Genomic DNA, 14,097 nt, shown 5'->3' on the forward strand with positions numbered 1-14,097 from the left:
GGAAAGAGGCAGACCGAAACCGGCCTGCCTCCTTCGGATTACTGAACGCTGAGATCGAAGTAGCGGACGGAGTTGTCCGGATACCAGCGCATGCCCTTGAGCTTGTCCGAATAGGCCCACTGCGTCTTGTACTCGACCACCGGCAGCCAAGCGACGTCGGCCGCCAGCTGGTCCTGAATCTGGCCGAGCATCTCGGTGCGCTTGGCCGCGTCGGGCTCGATGCGGGCCTTTGCCCAGAGATCGTCGACGACCTGGCTGGAATAATTGACCATGTTATTGAGGCCGCCCTTGTCCTTCGACACGAAGAACAGCTGGACCGCGTAGCCGGCGTCGACGCCGATCGGCTTCTCCTGGTCGTTGACCGCGAAGGGCAGATCGCCCTTCACCAGCTGGCGGTCGCCATACTGGGTCTGCGGGATCGGATTAAGCGTCGCGGGAATGCCGATGGCGCGCAGCGAGGACTGGATGATGTTGACGATCGGGCCGAGCGTCGATTCCTTCTCCGCGACGTAGGAGAGCTGGAATGCGTCGCCGAAGGCTTCGAGGCCCTTGCCGTCGGCATAGCCGGCCTCGGCCAGCAGCGCCTTGGCCTTCTCCGGGTCGTAGCTGTACTGACCGGCTTCCTTGAAGCCCGGATAGCCGCTCGGCACCGAGCCCTTCCACTGATGCGCCTGGCCGAAATAGCCGGTCTTGATGATCTGCTCGAACGGGATCGCATGGGCGATCGCCTCGCGAACCTTCGGATTGTCGAAGGGCTTCGCGGCGAAGTTCATATGAACGAACAGGTTCTCGTTGCCCGTGACGCCGCCGACGGCGACGCCCTTGGCCGTGCGCAGGCTGTCGAATTCCTTCGGCGTCAGGCCGCTGGCGAGCTGGGCCTGGCCGGTACGCAGCACCACGGCGCGGTTCGACGATTGCGGCACGCGGCGGACGGTGACCTTGTCGATCGCCGGTTTGCCCCGGTAATAGTCCGGGTTCGCCTTGTAGCTGATCTCCTGGTTCTTCGACCATTTGTCGAGGCAATAGGCGCCGAAGCCGGGCGCGTTCTGCGTGTTCGCGTAGTCGTGCGACCAGGGATCCTTCTCGGTCGCGTGCTTCTCCATCGTCTCCTTGTCGTAAACGAGAAGGCCGAAGATCGAGAGCACCGGCAGGAACAGCGCGTTCGGCTCCGACTGACGGATCTGGACCGTGTAGTCGTCGATGATCTTGACCTCGTCGCCCAGCTCCTTGGCCTTCGGGTCATCGCCGAACACGGCCGGCGTGAAGCCGTCGATCGAGGCGACGTTGGACAGGAACCAGCCGATCGGCGCGGCGCCGCTCACCGACTTGGCGCGGGCAAAGGTGTAGGCCACGTCCTTGGCATCGAAGGTCGCGCCGTCGCAGCCCTTGACGCCCTTGCGCAGATGCAGGGTCCACGTCAACGTGGCGGGATCATAGTCCCAGCTCTCGACGAGCCGGCCCTCGATCTTGGAGAAGTCCGGCATGCCGATGCCGTCCTCGTTGGCGGGGCCCGCGGCATAGCCGACGAGCGGCTCCATCAGCGTGACCATGCCCTGCTGGCTGGCGGGAATCGCCGCCGACGGGCCGTCATAATCGAGGCCGGCCGGAACGTCTTCGGCCAGGACGAGGATCTGCTGGGCGGCGGCGGGCGCCGCCGTCACGGCAAGGGTTGCCACGGCGACAGCCGAAAGCAACGCGTTTCTCTTCAGCATCGTAGGACCCCTCGGATTGTCTTGGTGGATTTGTCCGGACAAATCACGCCTCAGCTCCCCGGTCTTGTCAAGCAGTTCTTGGAGAAACTTCGCAAAAATGGGTTGACAGGCATCGGCTTGGTCGAGACATTTGTCCGGACAAATAATCGGCTAGCCTGGGATGTTTCGGGCAGAAATCGCAGTGGAGGTCGGTGTGACGCGTATCGTGGTGCTGTTCAATCTGAAGGCCGGTGTCGACCCCGAGGTCTATGAGGCCTGGGCAAAGTCGACGGACATTCCGGTCGTGAACGGCCTCGATTCGATCGGCGCCTTCTCCGTCCACCAGACGACCGGCGTGCTCGGCTCGGACGCCAAGCCGCCCTATGCCTATGTCGAGATCATCGATGTCGTCGACATGGAGAAGTTCGGCGCCGATGTGGCGACCGACACGATGCAGAAGATCGCGGCCGAGTTCCAGGCCTTTGCCGACAATCCCACCTTCATCATGACCCGCACGCTCGGAGCCGCGTGATGAGCGAGCGCGGACTGGCCGGCAAGGTCGCCCTGATCACCGGCGCGGGACGCGCCGGCGGGCTCGGTCAGGGGATCGCCCGCAAGCTGGCCTCGCAAGGCGCGAGGATCGTCCTGCACGACCGGGGCGCGATCTCTGGCGCCGCCGCGCCGGCGCATGGCGTCGGCACGCTGACCGATCTCGAAGCGGTCGCGGCCGAACTCGCCGCCGACGGCGCCGAGGCCGTGACCGTCACCGGCGACCTGCTCGACGAGGCCGAGATCGCCCGCATCGTCCAGGCCGCCGTCGACAATTTCGATCGGCTCGACATCCTGATCAACAACGCCGGCGTCGGCTATCTGTTCGGACCGCTTGTCGAGCTCGAGGCCGAGAGCTGGGACGTCGTGCTCGGCGTTAACCTGCGCGCCCCGGCGCTGGCGACCAAGCATGCCGCCAGGCAGATGATCGCCCAGGGCCAGGGCGGCCGGATCATCAACATCGCCTCGCAGGCGGCCAAATCCGGCTTCGCCTTCGCCAGCGCCTACACGGCGTCGAAGCACGGCCTGATCGGGCTGACCCGCTCGGCGGCGCTGGAGCTCGGCGAGCACGGCATCACCGTCAACGCCATCTGCCCGAACCACGTCACGACGGGGCTCGGCGCCTGGCAGAACCGCTTCATGTCCGAGGCGCGCGGCCAGACAATCGAGGCCTATCTGGACGAGATGCGCGCCCGCATTCCGCTGAAGCGCACCGGCACGCCCAATGACACCGCCGAAACCGCCGCGTTCCTCTGCTCGGACGCCGCCGCCTACATTACCGCCGAGGCGATCAACGTCTCCGGCGGGGAGGAATACCACTGATGACCGCGTCCTTCTCCTGGCCGAACCAGGCCCGGCTCGCCATGTCCTTCGTCATCAACATCGAGGAAGGCTCGGAGATGACCGTCGCCCGCGGCGACAAGGGCCCTGAGCCGGTCGACGAGCTCGGCGTTTCGCTGAAGATCCCGATCCGCAACTACGCTAACGAAAGCAACTACCAGTACGGCATCCGCGCCGGCGCGCCGCGCGTCTTCGGCCTGTTCCGGAAGCACGGCATCCCGACGACGGTGACGGCGGCGGCGATGGCGATCGAAAACGCGCCGGAACTCGCCGACATGATCCGCGACGGCGGCCACGAGACCTGCAGCCATGGCTGGCGCTGGATCCACCAGTTCTCCTATGACGAAGCGCGCGAGCGCGACTTCATCGACAAGGCGGTGAAGAGCATCGAGGCAACAACCGGCACGCGCCCCTATGGCTGGCTCTCGCGCTATCTACACACCGACCGCACGCGGCGCCTGCTCGCCGAGGCCGGCTTCGCCTATCACATGGACGATTTCTCCGACGACGTGCCGCGCTGGGACGTGGTCGAGACGGACGCCGGCCCGAAGCCGATCGTCATCGTCCCCTATGCGCTCGACACCAACGACATGAAGTTCTGGACGGCGCCGTCCTACACGCCGCAGGACTGGCTCGACTATGCCATCGCCACCTTCGACCAGCTTTACGAGGAAGGCGCCGACGGCCCGAAGATGATGTCGCTCGGCCTGCATCTCAGGATCATCGGCCGTCCCGGCCGCATCGGCGTGCTGGAGAAGTTCATCCAGTATGTGAAGAGCCAGCCCGACGTCTGGTGCGCGACCCGCCTCGACATCGCCCGGCACTTCGCCGCCAGCATCCCTGCCCCGGTCTGAGGAATTCGCATCATGGCCTCGACCAATCCGCTCGACCGCGTGGTCAACCATGTCATCGACACACGCTTCGAGGATCTCCCCGCGGCGGTCGTCGCCAAGACCAAGACGTTCTTGCTGGACACGCTCGGCGTCGGCATTGCCGGCTCCGCCGGCACCGGCATTCCGGAACTGAAGCAGGTCGCGGCCGGCTGGGGTCAGGGCGACGAGGCGACCGTCTGGCTGACGGGCGAGAAGCTTCCGGCCCAGCAGGCGGCGATCGTCAACGCCTACCAGATCCACTGCCTCGAATTCGACTGCGTGCACGAAGGCGCCGTGCTGCATCCGATGGCGACGATCCTCTCGGCCGTGATCGCCTGGGCGGAGAGAGAGCGGGCGAAGGGTCGAACCATAGCCGGCCGCGACCTGATCACGGCGCTGGCGCTCGGCGTCGACGTCTCGACCATGCTCGGCGTCGTCACCAATTCGGCCTTGCGCTTCTTCCGGCCGGCAACGGCCGGCGGCTTCGGCGCGGTCGCGGCGATCGGCAAGCTCGCCGGCTTCGACGCGCTAGCTCTCAAGAACGCGCTCGGCGCGCAATATTCCCAGACCAGCGGCACGCTGCAGCCGCATGTCGAGGGCTCGCCGATGCTGGGCCTGCAGGTCGGGTTCAACGCCCGCGCCGCCATCGTCGCCACGGATCTTGCCGCGGCCGGCTTTCGCGGCCCGCACGACATCCTCGTCGGTCAGTACGGCTATTTCGCCCTGTTCGAGCAGAACGATTACGATCTCGAGCCTTTCCTCGCCCGGCTCGGCAAGGACTGGCAGATGCTGGAGATGTCGCACAAGCCGTATCCGAGCGGTCGCCTCACGCATGGCGCCGTCGACGGCATCGGCAAACTCATGCAGACGCATGGCTTCACGGCCGACGACATCGCCGGCGTGGTCTGCGAGGTGCCGCCGCTGGTCAATCGCCTCGTCGGCCGGCCGGATGTCGCCAATCCGGAATCGAACTATGCCAAGCTCTGCCTGCGCTTCGTCGCCGGCACAATGCTGGCGCGTGGCCGGGTCGACGTGCCCGACTTCCGCGATCGGGCGTCGCTCGACGACGAGACGGCCCATCGCTACGCCGCGCTGGTCGACGTCGTGCAGGACGAGAACCCCGATCTGAACGCGCTCGATCCGCAGACGATCCGGGTGCGCCTCAAGAACGGCACCGATCACGCGATCACGCTTCCCCATGTCTATGGCCACCCGGCCGCCCCGCTGACCGACGCCGAGAATGTCGAGAAGTTCCGTCGCTGCGCCGGCTATGGCGCGGCGCCGCTCGCGCCGGAGAAGGTCGATGCGCTGATCGCGGCGATCCAAGACCTGGAATCCAACCCCGATGCGGCGGCGCTGGTCGCGCTGACGCTGGTCGGCTAAAGCAAACCTGATTTGTCCGGACAAATCATTTGACAAGCCTCTTTGCGTCCTCTTATTTGTCCGGACAAATTTGACGCATACGGCACTCTGCAGGAGATGCGGTCCCATCATGCGCGCGCGCAGAACCCTACTTTTCGCTCCCGGAAACCGCATCGAGGTGCACGCCAAGGCGCTGGCCACGGGCGCCGACGTCGTTTGTCTCGACCTCGAGGACGCGGTGCCGCCGGCCCTGAAGGCAGAGGCGCGCGCCGCCGCGATCCCCTTCCTCGCCGATGTCGCAGGCCCGGAGCGGGTGCTCCGCATCAACAGCCCGCGCAGCGCCGAAGGCCTGCGCGATCTGCTCGCCGTCATCGAGGCGCGACCGGCCGCCGGCGTGATCTTCCTGCCCAAGGTCGACACGGCCGACGAGGTGCGCTGGGTCGCCGGGCTGCTCGCCGAAGCAGGGCTGGACCTCGGTCTCGCCGTGCTGATCGAAAGCGTCGAAGGCCTCGAGAACGTCGCCTCGATCCTCACCGCCAGCGACCGGATCGAGTTCGCCATGTTCGGCGGCGCGGACCTGTCGGCCGAGCTCGGCGTCGCGATTGCGCCCGAGCCACTGCTCTATGCCCGCTCGCGGGTCGTGCACGCGGCCAAGCTCGCCGGCGTCGACGTGTTCGATGTGCCGAGCCTGGCCTTCCGCGACGCGGAGATCGTCCGCGCCGAATCCGTCGCCGCCAAGGCGCTCGGCTTCACCGGCAAGGGCGTGCTGCACCCCGCCAATGTCGCCGTGGTGAACGAGGTGTTCGCCCCGACGACCGACGAGATCGCACAGGCCGAGCGGGTCATCGCCGCCTATCGCGCCAGCCCGACCGGCCTCGCCGTGCTCGACGGCAAGCTCGTCGAGCGGCCGGTGGTGCGTGCCATGGAGCGCATCCTGGCGCTCCGCGATTCCTTCCAGAACAAGAACCAGTGAGAAGAGCCAAGACGATGGTCGTGACAATCAAGGAAGTCGGTCCCAATCGCTACCGCGAGAGCTTCGGTCGCTATTTCGAGGACTTCAACGAAGGCGACATCTACGAGCATCGCCCCGGCCGGACGATCACCGAGACGGAGAACACTTGGTTCACGCTGCTGACGATGAACACCCATCCGATGCATTTCGACGCCGAATACGCCAAGCACAGCGAGTTCGGCCGCTGCATCATCTGCTCGCCCTTCACCGTCGCGCTGATGGTGGGCATGAGCGTCACCGACGTCAGCCAGAAGGCGATCGCCAATCTCGGCTGGAGCGAGATCAAGCTCACCTTCCCGCTCTTCGCCGGCGACACTCTGGTGGCGGAATCGGAGGTGCTCGGCAAGCGCGAGAGCAAGTCGCGCCCGAATGCCGGCATCGTCACGGTGAAGACGCGCGGCTTCAACCAGGACGAGAAGCTGATCTGCGAGTTCGAGCGCACCATGCTGATCGCCAAGCGCGGTTTCGATGTCGAGGAGAAGGCGCGCTACTGACGCGCCGGAAGAGGAACGCCCCATGTCCAACGCCTCCCCTTCGGACCTCTCGTCCGACGACCAGATGATCCTCGAAGCGATCGAGAAGTGGCTCGAGCGCGACGTGCGCCCGCATGTGCTGCGGCTCGACCATGCGGATGAGTATCCGCAGGAGATGGTCGAGCAAATGAAGGAGCTCGGCCTGTTCGGCGCGACGATTCCCGCTGAATATGGCGGCCTCGGCCTGTCGGCGACGACCTACGCCAAGATCGTCGAGAAAATCGCCGCCACCTGGATGTCGCTCGGCGGCGTCATCAACTCGCACCTGATCATGTCGGCCTGCGTGACCCGCGTCGGCACCGAGGCGCAGAAGCAGAAATACCTGCCGCGCTTCGCCACGGGCGAGTTGCGTGGCGGCCTGGCCCTGACCGAGCCCGACGCCGGCACCGACCTGCAGGCGATCCGGACCCGCGCCGTGCGCGACGGCGACCACTATGTCGTCAACGGCGCCAAGACCTGGATCACCAACGGCATCCACGGTTCCTGCTTCGCGCTGCTGGTGAAGACGAACCCCGACGCCGACCCGCGCCACAAGGGCATGTCGATGCTGATCGCCGAGAAGGGCGAAGGCTTCAACGTGTCGCGCAAGCTGGAGAAGCTCGGCTACAAGGGCATCGACAGCGCCGAGCTGAGCTTCGAGAACTATCGCGTGCCCGTCGAGAACCTGATCGGCGGCGAAGAGGGCCGTGGCATGCAGACGGCGCTCGGCGGCCTCGAGCTCGGCCGCATCAACATCGCGGCGCGCGGCTGCGGTCTCGCCGGGGCGGCGCTGATGGACAGCGTCCACTACGCCCAGCAGCGCAAGACCTTCGGCAAGCCGATCGGTCAGCACCAGGCGATCCAGCTGAAGCTCGGCGAGATGGCGACCCGCCTGCAGGCTGCCCGCCTGCTGACCTACGACGCCGCCCGCGCCTATGACCGCGGTGAGCGCTGCGACATGGAAGCCGGCATGGCGAAGTATTTCGCCTCGGAGGCGGCGGTGGAGAACTCGCTGGAGGCCATGCGCATCCACGGCGCCTATGGCTATTCCAAGGAGTACCATATCGAGCGCTATTTCCGGGACGCGCCGCTGATGTGCATCGGCGAAGGCACCAACGAGATCCAGCGCATGATCATCGCCAAGCAGATGATGGAAAGGAACCCGGCGTGACCCTGACGGCGACGAGAAACGATGCGGCTCCGAGCGGCTTCGGCATCGCCGAACCGCCGCTCAAGGGCATCCGGATCATCGCCGCCGAGCAATATGGCGCCGGTCCCTTCGCGACCATGTACCTCTCGGACATGGGCGCGGAGGTGATCAAGATCGAGCCGCCGGCGACGGGAAAGGGACCGGCCGGCGACAGCTCGCGCCAGTCGGGCCCCTATTTCCTCGGCGAGAACGACAGCCAGTTCTTCCAGACCTTTAACCTCGGCAAGAAGAGCCTGACGCTCGACCTGCGCAAGCCGGAGGGCCAGGCGGTGCTGCACCGCCTCGTCGCCGGCGCCGACGCCGTGCTGAACAATCTGCGCGGCGACCAGCCAGCCAAGCTCGGCCTGACGCATACGGCGCTGGCGAAGGTGAAGCCGTCGATCGTCTGCGCCCATCTCTCCGGCTATGGCCGCGAGGGCGAGCGCGCCAACTGGCCCGCCTATGATTATCTGATGCAGGCGGAAGCCGGCTTCCTGTCGCTGACCGGCGAACCGGACGGCGCCCCCACCCGCATGGGCCTGTCGATCGTCGACTACCTGACCGGCATCACCACCGCCTTCGCCCTGACGGCGGCGCTGCTCGGGGCGGCCCGGACCGGCCGTGGCCGCGATGTCGACGTGACGCTCTATGACGTCGCCATGCACCAGCTGACCTATCCGGCCACCTGGTATCTGAACGAGAGCGTCGAGACGACTCGCCGGCCGCGCTCCGGCCATCCGTCCGTCGTGCCCTGCGAGACCTTCCCGACCAGCGACGGCCGCATCTTCATCATGTGCATCCTGCCGAAGTTCTGGGAGAAGCTCTGCGAACTGACAGGCCTGGGCGAGCTCGTCGAGGATCCGCGCTTCCGCTCCAACAAGAACCGCTACGACAACCGCGAGGCGCTGATCGCCCTCCTCGACGCGGCGCTTTCGACGCGCTCGACGGGCGAATGGATGGCGCGCTTCTCCGGCCAGCTCCCGGCAGCGCCCGTCCTCGGCATGGGGGCGGCGCTCGACAATCCCTATTTCCGCGCGACCGGCGGCGTGCAGTCGGTCGACCATACGGCGCGCGACGGCCTGCAGGTGCTCTCCAATCCGATCCGGCTCGACGGCCGCCGCGCCGAGGCCCGGTCCGGTCCCGGCCTCGGCCAGCATACGGACGAGATCCTCGCCGGGATCGGCTACGGCCCCGACGAGATCGCCAGGCTGCGCGCCGAACAGACCATCTGACCAACGAGGTCCATGCCATGAAGCTCGAAGGTCTCCGCGTCCTCGACCTGTCGCTGTTCCTGCCCGGCCCGATGCTGACCCAGACCATGGCCGACCATGGCGCCGAGGTCATCAAGATCGAGCCGCCCGGCGAGGGAGAGCCTGTCAGAAATGTCGGCTACCGTACCTCCGACGGCGTCAGCGTCTGGTTCCGCAACACGCATCGCGGCAAGAAGAGCATCGTGCTCGACTTCAAGAGCCCGGCTGGCGTCGCCGCCTTCCTCAGGCTCTGCGAGACCGCCGACGTCGTCGTGGAAGCGTTCCGTCCCGGCGTCGTCGACCGGCTCGGCGTCGGTTATGACGCGGTGTCGAAGGTCAATCCCCGCATCGTCTACGCCTCGATCTCGGCCTTCGGCCAGACCGGCCCGGAGGTGAAGCGGCCGGCGCACGACATCGCCATCGAGGCGCTTGCCGGCGTCGTCAGCCTCAATCTCGGCGGCGACGGCCAACCGACCAACCCCCACATGCCGGTCGCCGACATGGCCGGCTCGATGACCGCCTTCGCCGGCATCCTGATGGCGCTGCTCCGGCGCGAGAAGACCGGCCGCGGCGACTATCTCGACATCTCGATGCAGGATTCCACCATGGCGTGGCTTCCGAACGTCACCGGACCGGTATTCGCCGAGGACCGCGCCCCGCGCGTCAAGGAAGAGCGCTCCTTCGGCGGCTATGCCTTCTTCTCGGTCTACGAGACGGCGGACCATCGCCATGTCGTGCTCGGCGGCGTCGAGCACAAATTCGTCCGCAACCTGCTGAATGCGCTAGAACGGCCCGACCTGATCCCGCTCGCCGAGGGGCCGCCGGGGCCGACGCAGGAGCCGGTCCAGCAGTTCCTGCGCGCGACCTTCGCGATGAAGACCCGCGCCGAATGGGAAGCCTGGTTCGCCGACAAGGATGTCTGCTTCGCGCCTGTCCTCGACCTGCACGAGGCCTTCCACCAGCCGCACATCGCGGCACGCGAGATGTTGCACCGCGATGTGGACGGCAATCTGCACATCGGCACGCCGATCCGCTATCGCGACGAGCCCGGCCGGCTCGACACCACCCTGCCCGCCCTCGGCGAGCATACGGCCGAGGTGCTGCGACAAGCCGGGCTCGACGATGCGGCCATAGCCGAGATCCTGGCCGGACGGCGGGGCTAGAGCGTTTTCGAGCGAGGTGGATACCCGGTTCGCGTGAAGAAAACGCGACCCAACAAAGAGTCAGAGCCTCTCATCGATTCCATGAAATGCTGAAAGGCTCTGAGCTGAAGGCTGGGCCTCAGACCCAGCCTTTCGCGCCCTCGCGACGCAGATGCATCGAATAGGAGAAGCGGTCGGCCGGGTGATAGTTGACCGAGATCTGCAGAATCTTGCCGTCCTCGCCGAAATAGCGACGGATGACGCGGACGGCCCAGATCCGCGTCGACGAGCCCAGCAGCTTGGCGGCGTATTTGCCCATCGGCTCGGCCCGGATCTCCTGCTCGACATCCTCCACCGTGACGCCGTAGCGCTGCTCGATCAGCCGGAAGATCGTGCCGCCGACGCTCGGCAGATCGCCGGCGATGCCTTCGAACTCGCGATTGATGAAGACGCGCGAAAAGGCGATCGGCGTGCGGCCGTCCGCCTCGAGGCGCACGCCCTCGACATAAAGCCAGGGCTCATCGGCCGTCTCGCCAAGATAGGGCTGCACCTCCGGCTCCGGCACCTGCATCTCGACCGCGGTGATCTTGAACACCGTGTCGGACGCATACTGGAACAACTCGCTGAGCGAGCGCATCGAATGGACGAAATTGGCCGGCACCTTGTTGGCGACGACCTGGCTCCCCGAGCCCTGCCGGCGGCGCACCAGTCCCGCCTCGGTGAGCCGGCGCAGCGCTTCGCGGATGGTGTAGCGGCTGACGTCGAACTCGGCGCAGAGGTCCTGCTCGGTCGGCAGCAGGTCGCCGATCGCATATTTTCCGAGCTCGATGCGCTCGGTCAGGATGTTGCTGATCTGGTGATAGCGCGGCAGATCGCCTGCGGCGGTCGCGGGCTTGCTCATGACGCCATGCCCCCTGTCCGCTGCATCGCATGCCAGTCATCGGCTAGCTGGTCCCGGAACTGCGGCGCGGCGATCGCGATCAGCCGTTCGGCGCGCTCGGCGACGCTCGCCCGGCGCAGATCGGCAACGCCATGCTCGGTGACGACGCAGTCGACATCGGTTCGCGAAACGCCGGCCGCCACGCCCGTCGGCAGCGCTGGCACGATGCGGCTGCGCCGGCCACCTTCGGCGCTCGCCGGCAGCGCGAGCCAAGAGCGCCCGCCCGAGGAGGCGCGCGCGCCACGAACGAAATCGACCATGCCACCCAGCCCGCTTACCTGGCGCCCGCCCAAGAATTCGGCGTTCGCCTGTCCCAATAAATCCACCTCGATCACCGAGTTGATGCTGATGAAGCGCTCGATTCGCGACAAGTGTCCAATCGCATGTGTCTCGCCAACTGGCCGGAAGCGCAATTGCGGCAGTGCACGCGCCCGTTCGTAGAGCACGGAACTACCCAGGGCGACGCCAGTCGTGATGCCTTTCGAGAACACCCCGCGATCGATCAGCGGCAGGATCGGATCGGAGATCATGCCGCTGTGGAAGCCGAGGTCGCGATGGTCGATGAGCGCGTCCAGAACCGCCTGCTGCATCTTGCCGAGACCGAGCTGGATCGTGTCGCCCTCGCGGATCAGCCCCGCGATGCGGACGCCGATGGCGTCGATCACCGGGTCGCGGCGACCGGAATCATAGGTGATCAGCGGCGCCGCCGCATCGACGAAGGCGGAAAAGCGCTCCACCGGGACGCGCGGGCCGTCGACGACATCCGGCATATCCGGGTTGATCTGACCGACGAGGCGGGCGCCCGCCTGAACCGGTGCCGGCGAGAAATCGGCAGCAACGCCGAAGCCGACCGTGCCGTCAGCGCGTGGCGGCGGCACCTGGAAATAGGCGACATCGACACGCCCGGGCTCGGCCAGGTGACGGTAGAGTTCGGTATAGTGCGCCGGCCAGATCGCGACAGTTCCGGCCGATTGTCCAGGACGCAATCCCTCGGCAGCGAAAATGCTGCGCGCGACGGTCTCGTGACCGATCGCCGAGAGATCGCGGCGATTGACACCCGGGATATAGGCGCCCAGCAATTCGACGCCGCGCCAGAGATCCGGCTCGGCCGAAACCGCGTCGAGGATCGCGCCCGGCTCGCCGCAGCACCCGGCCAGGTAGACCCGCGCACCGGGCGGCGCGAGGGCCGCCGCCTCTCGCGCCGAGAGCTTGGGGATTGAACGCACCACCAGATTTTCACCTTCGATTCCAGGTGCCGAACCGCTGTATTCGCACTTGCACAACGACCGAGCCTGGGTAAATATGTCCGGACAAATTTTAGGTCACTGTGCGGCAAACGCCGTTGCGGAGCAAGGGCGATGACGGGTCTCGCAGACGAAAAAAGCGCGACGGAACGGTTGGTTGGCCTTTTGGCGCGACCGATTTCCGCCAGCGACAGGCAGCGGGCCGCGCGTCATCTCGTCGACTGGATCGGCTGCGCCGCGATCGGTCGCACCACCGAAACCGGACGGAGCATCGAGGCGGAGGCGACCGGGGCAACAACCGGCACGGCGCAGCTCTTCGGAGCGCGCCGAACCGATCCCGCGACGGCAGCTTTCGTGCTGGGCGGCTTTGGCAGCGTCCTCGAAATGGACGATGTCCACCGCGCCGCCCTGCTTCATCCCGGTCCCGTCGTCATTCCGGCGGCGCTGGCGGCGGCGACGGAGGACACCTGGGCCGAGGACCTCCTCGATGCGATCATCCAGGGCTACGAGGCGATCATCCGCGTCGGCGCCGCCGTCGGGCCCGGCCACTATGCCTACTTCCACAATACCGCGACCTCCGGCGGTTTCGGCGCGGCCGCGGCGGCCGGCAGCCTACTCGGCCTCGATCCAGCCGCCATGGTCGCCGCGCTCGGCAATGCCGGCAGCGTGGCGGGCGGGTTCTGGCAATGCCGCAACGAGCCGGTGATGACCAAGACGCTGCACGTCGCCGAGGCGGCGCGGCGGGGGCTGATGGCGGCGCGGCTGGCGGCGCGCGGCTTCACCGGTCCCCGCTTCATCCTCGAGGGACCGCAAGGCTTCTTCGCCGCGACCTGCCCCGGCGCCTCGCCGGATGACGTCGTCGCCGATGCGGCAAGCGCCTGGAAGATCGCCGAGACGAGCTTCAAGCCCTGGCCGGCCTGCCGCCACGCCCATGCGGCGATCGACGCGGCGCTGGCGCTTCGCGGCGAACTCGGCGGACGCCCGATCGCGGCGATCGCGATCGACACCTATGCCGACGCCAAGCTGTTCTGCGACAGGCCCCGGCCCGAGACGACCCTGCAGGCGAAGTTCAGCCTGCAGCATGCCGTCGCCGTCACGCTCCAGGACGGCGCGCCGCCGCTCGACGCCTTCGAACTGCCGGCGCTCGGCCGTCCCGAACTCGTGGCGCTGCGCGAACGGACCACGGTCGTCGCCAGCGATGTTTTCACCGCGCCCTATCCGCGCCATTTCGGCAGCGCCGTCACGGTCACGCTCGCAAGCGGCGAGACACTGACACACAGCGTCGCCGACGCCTGGGGCGACACGGAGAACCCCGTTTCCGACGAGGCGCTGTTCGGCAAGGCACGTGACCTGATGGCCGCGGCCGGCCTCTCGCGTCAAAGCACCGATGAACTCATCGCGGCCGCACTCGGCCTCGCCGAAGGCGGCACGCTCGCCCCGCTCCGCGCCGCCATGGCCAAGGCGCCCTAGAGCGCCAGCCGCCCCATTCCTTCC

General features: G+C 66.9%; 13 protein-coding genes. 10 read left to right on the forward strand and 3 right to left on the reverse strand.

The window, feature by feature from the left end; all coding sequences use genetic code 11:
* Positions 1–38 precede the first annotated feature (38 nt).
* The gene (locus G539_RS0115335; RefSeq protein WP_029075974.1) at positions 39–1,712 is read right to left on the reverse strand and encodes an ABC transporter substrate-binding protein; all 1,674 of its coding nucleotides are present in this window, start codon (positions 1,710–1,712) and stop codon (positions 39–41) included.
* Between the two features lie 193 nt (positions 1,713–1,905).
* Between G539_RS0115335 and G539_RS0115340 the strand changes: the two genes are divergently transcribed.
* From G539_RS0115340 to G539_RS0115380, 9 genes are all read left to right on the forward strand, one after another.
* On the forward strand, positions 1,906–2,223 hold the full coding sequence (locus tag G539_RS0115340) for an REDY-like protein HapK (protein WP_029075975.1): 318 nt from the start codon (positions 1,906–1,908) through the stop codon (positions 2,221–2,223).
* A complete protein-coding gene (locus tag G539_RS0115345; RefSeq protein WP_029075976.1) occupies positions 2,223–3,062 on the forward strand; it encodes an SDR family NAD(P)-dependent oxidoreductase in 840 nt (279 codons plus the stop codon). The genes G539_RS0115340 and G539_RS0115345 overlap by 1 nt, the downstream gene beginning before the upstream one ends.
* On the forward strand, positions 3,062–3,934 hold the full coding sequence (locus G539_RS0115350; RefSeq protein ID WP_029075977.1) for a polysaccharide deacetylase family protein: 873 nt from the start codon (positions 3,062–3,064) through the stop codon (positions 3,932–3,934). Before G539_RS0115345 ends, G539_RS0115350 begins: the two co-directional genes overlap by 1 nt.
* Positions 3,935–3,946: 12 nt before the next feature.
* Complete coding sequence (locus G539_RS0115355; RefSeq protein ID WP_051231472.1) at positions 3,947–5,335, forward strand: MmgE/PrpD family protein; 1,389 nt, start codon at positions 3,947–3,949, stop codon at positions 5,333–5,335.
* 109 nt (positions 5,336–5,444) lie between these two features.
* Positions 5,445–6,287, forward strand: coding sequence for an HpcH/HpaI aldolase/citrate lyase family protein (locus G539_RS0115360; RefSeq protein ID WP_051231474.1), 843 nt, complete (start codon positions 5,445–5,447; stop codon positions 6,285–6,287).
* A gap of 14 nt (positions 6,288–6,301) precedes the next feature.
* The gene (locus tag G539_RS0115365) at positions 6,302–6,820 is read left to right on the forward strand and encodes a MaoC family dehydratase (protein WP_029075980.1); all 519 of its coding nucleotides are present in this window, start codon (positions 6,302–6,304) and stop codon (positions 6,818–6,820) included.
* A 22-nt stretch (positions 6,821–6,842) separates the two neighbouring features.
* Entirely contained in the window at positions 6,843–8,009 is a 1,167-nt protein-coding gene (locus tag G539_RS0115370) for an acyl-CoA dehydrogenase family protein (RefSeq protein ID WP_029075981.1), read from the forward strand.
* Positions 8,006–9,259, forward strand: a complete 1,254-nt coding sequence (locus G539_RS0115375; RefSeq protein WP_210162824.1) for a CaiB/BaiF CoA transferase family protein — start codon at positions 8,006–8,008, stop codon at positions 9,257–9,259. Before G539_RS0115370 ends, G539_RS0115375 begins: the two co-directional genes overlap by 4 nt.
* Before the next feature lie 17 nt (positions 9,260–9,276).
* Positions 9,277–10,440, forward strand: a complete 1,164-nt coding sequence (locus G539_RS0115380) for a CaiB/BaiF CoA transferase family protein (RefSeq protein WP_029075983.1) — start codon at positions 9,277–9,279, stop codon at positions 10,438–10,440.
* A 118-nt stretch (positions 10,441–10,558) separates the two neighbouring features.
* On the opposite strand, the gene G539_RS0115385 is transcribed toward G539_RS0115380, so the two are convergent.
* Together G539_RS0115385 and G539_RS25035 are read right to left on the reverse strand one after the other, a co-directional pair.
* Positions 10,559–11,320 (reverse strand): GntR family transcriptional regulator, encoded by a 762-nt coding sequence (locus G539_RS0115385; protein WP_051231475.1) that lies wholly within the window; start codon positions 11,318–11,320, stop codon positions 10,559–10,561.
* Complete coding sequence (locus tag G539_RS25035) at positions 11,317–12,642, reverse strand: acetyl-CoA hydrolase/transferase family protein (protein ID WP_156911994.1); 1,326 nt, start codon at positions 12,640–12,642, stop codon at positions 11,317–11,319. Before G539_RS25035 ends, G539_RS0115385 begins: the two co-directional genes overlap by 4 nt.
* A 75-nt stretch (positions 12,643–12,717) precedes the next feature.
* Here G539_RS25035 and G539_RS25040 point away from each other — a divergent pair, with 75 nt between their 5' ends.
* Complete coding sequence (locus G539_RS25040) at positions 12,718–14,073, forward strand: MmgE/PrpD family protein (protein ID WP_035831455.1); 1,356 nt, start codon at positions 12,718–12,720, stop codon at positions 14,071–14,073.
* Positions 14,074–14,097 lie beyond the last annotated feature (24 nt).

Source organism: Kaistia adipata DSM 17808 (genome assembly GCF_000423225.1).
GTDB classification, from domain to species: domain Bacteria; phylum Pseudomonadota; class Alphaproteobacteria; order Rhizobiales; family Kaistiaceae; genus Kaistia; species Kaistia adipata.

Excerpts from the sequence above, each read along its gene's own strand:
- G539_RS0115335 (WP_029075974.1), bottom strand. The coding sequence starts at position 1,712 with ATGCTGAAGAGAAACGCGTTGCTTTCGGCTGTCGCCGTGGCAACCCTT.
- G539_RS0115345 (WP_029075976.1), top strand. The coding sequence starts at position 2,223 with ATGAGCGAGCGCGGACTGGCCGGCAAGGTCGCCCTGATCACCGGCGCG.
- G539_RS0115350 (WP_029075977.1), top strand. The coding sequence starts at position 3,062 with ATGACCGCGTCCTTCTCCTGGCCGAACCAGGCCCGGCTCGCCATGTCC.
- G539_RS0115355 (WP_051231472.1), top strand. The coding sequence starts at position 3,947 with ATGGCCTCGACCAATCCGCTCGACCGCGTGGTCAACCATGTCATCGAC.
- G539_RS0115360 (WP_051231474.1), top strand. The coding sequence starts at position 5,445 with ATGCGCGCGCGCAGAACCCTACTTTTCGCTCCCGGAAACCGCATCGAG.
- G539_RS0115365 (WP_029075980.1), top strand. The coding sequence starts at position 6,302 with ATGGTCGTGACAATCAAGGAAGTCGGTCCCAATCGCTACCGCGAGAGC.
- G539_RS0115370 (WP_029075981.1), top strand. The coding sequence starts at position 6,843 with ATGTCCAACGCCTCCCCTTCGGACCTCTCGTCCGACGACCAGATGATC.
- G539_RS0115380 (WP_029075983.1), top strand. The coding sequence starts at position 9,277 with ATGAAGCTCGAAGGTCTCCGCGTCCTCGACCTGTCGCTGTTCCTGCCC.
- G539_RS0115385 (WP_051231475.1), bottom strand. The coding sequence starts at position 11,320 with ATGAGCAAGCCCGCGACCGCCGCAGGCGATCTGCCGCGCTATCACCAG.
- G539_RS25040 (WP_035831455.1), top strand. The coding sequence starts at position 12,718 with ATGACGGGTCTCGCAGACGAAAAAAGCGCGACGGAACGGTTGGTTGGC.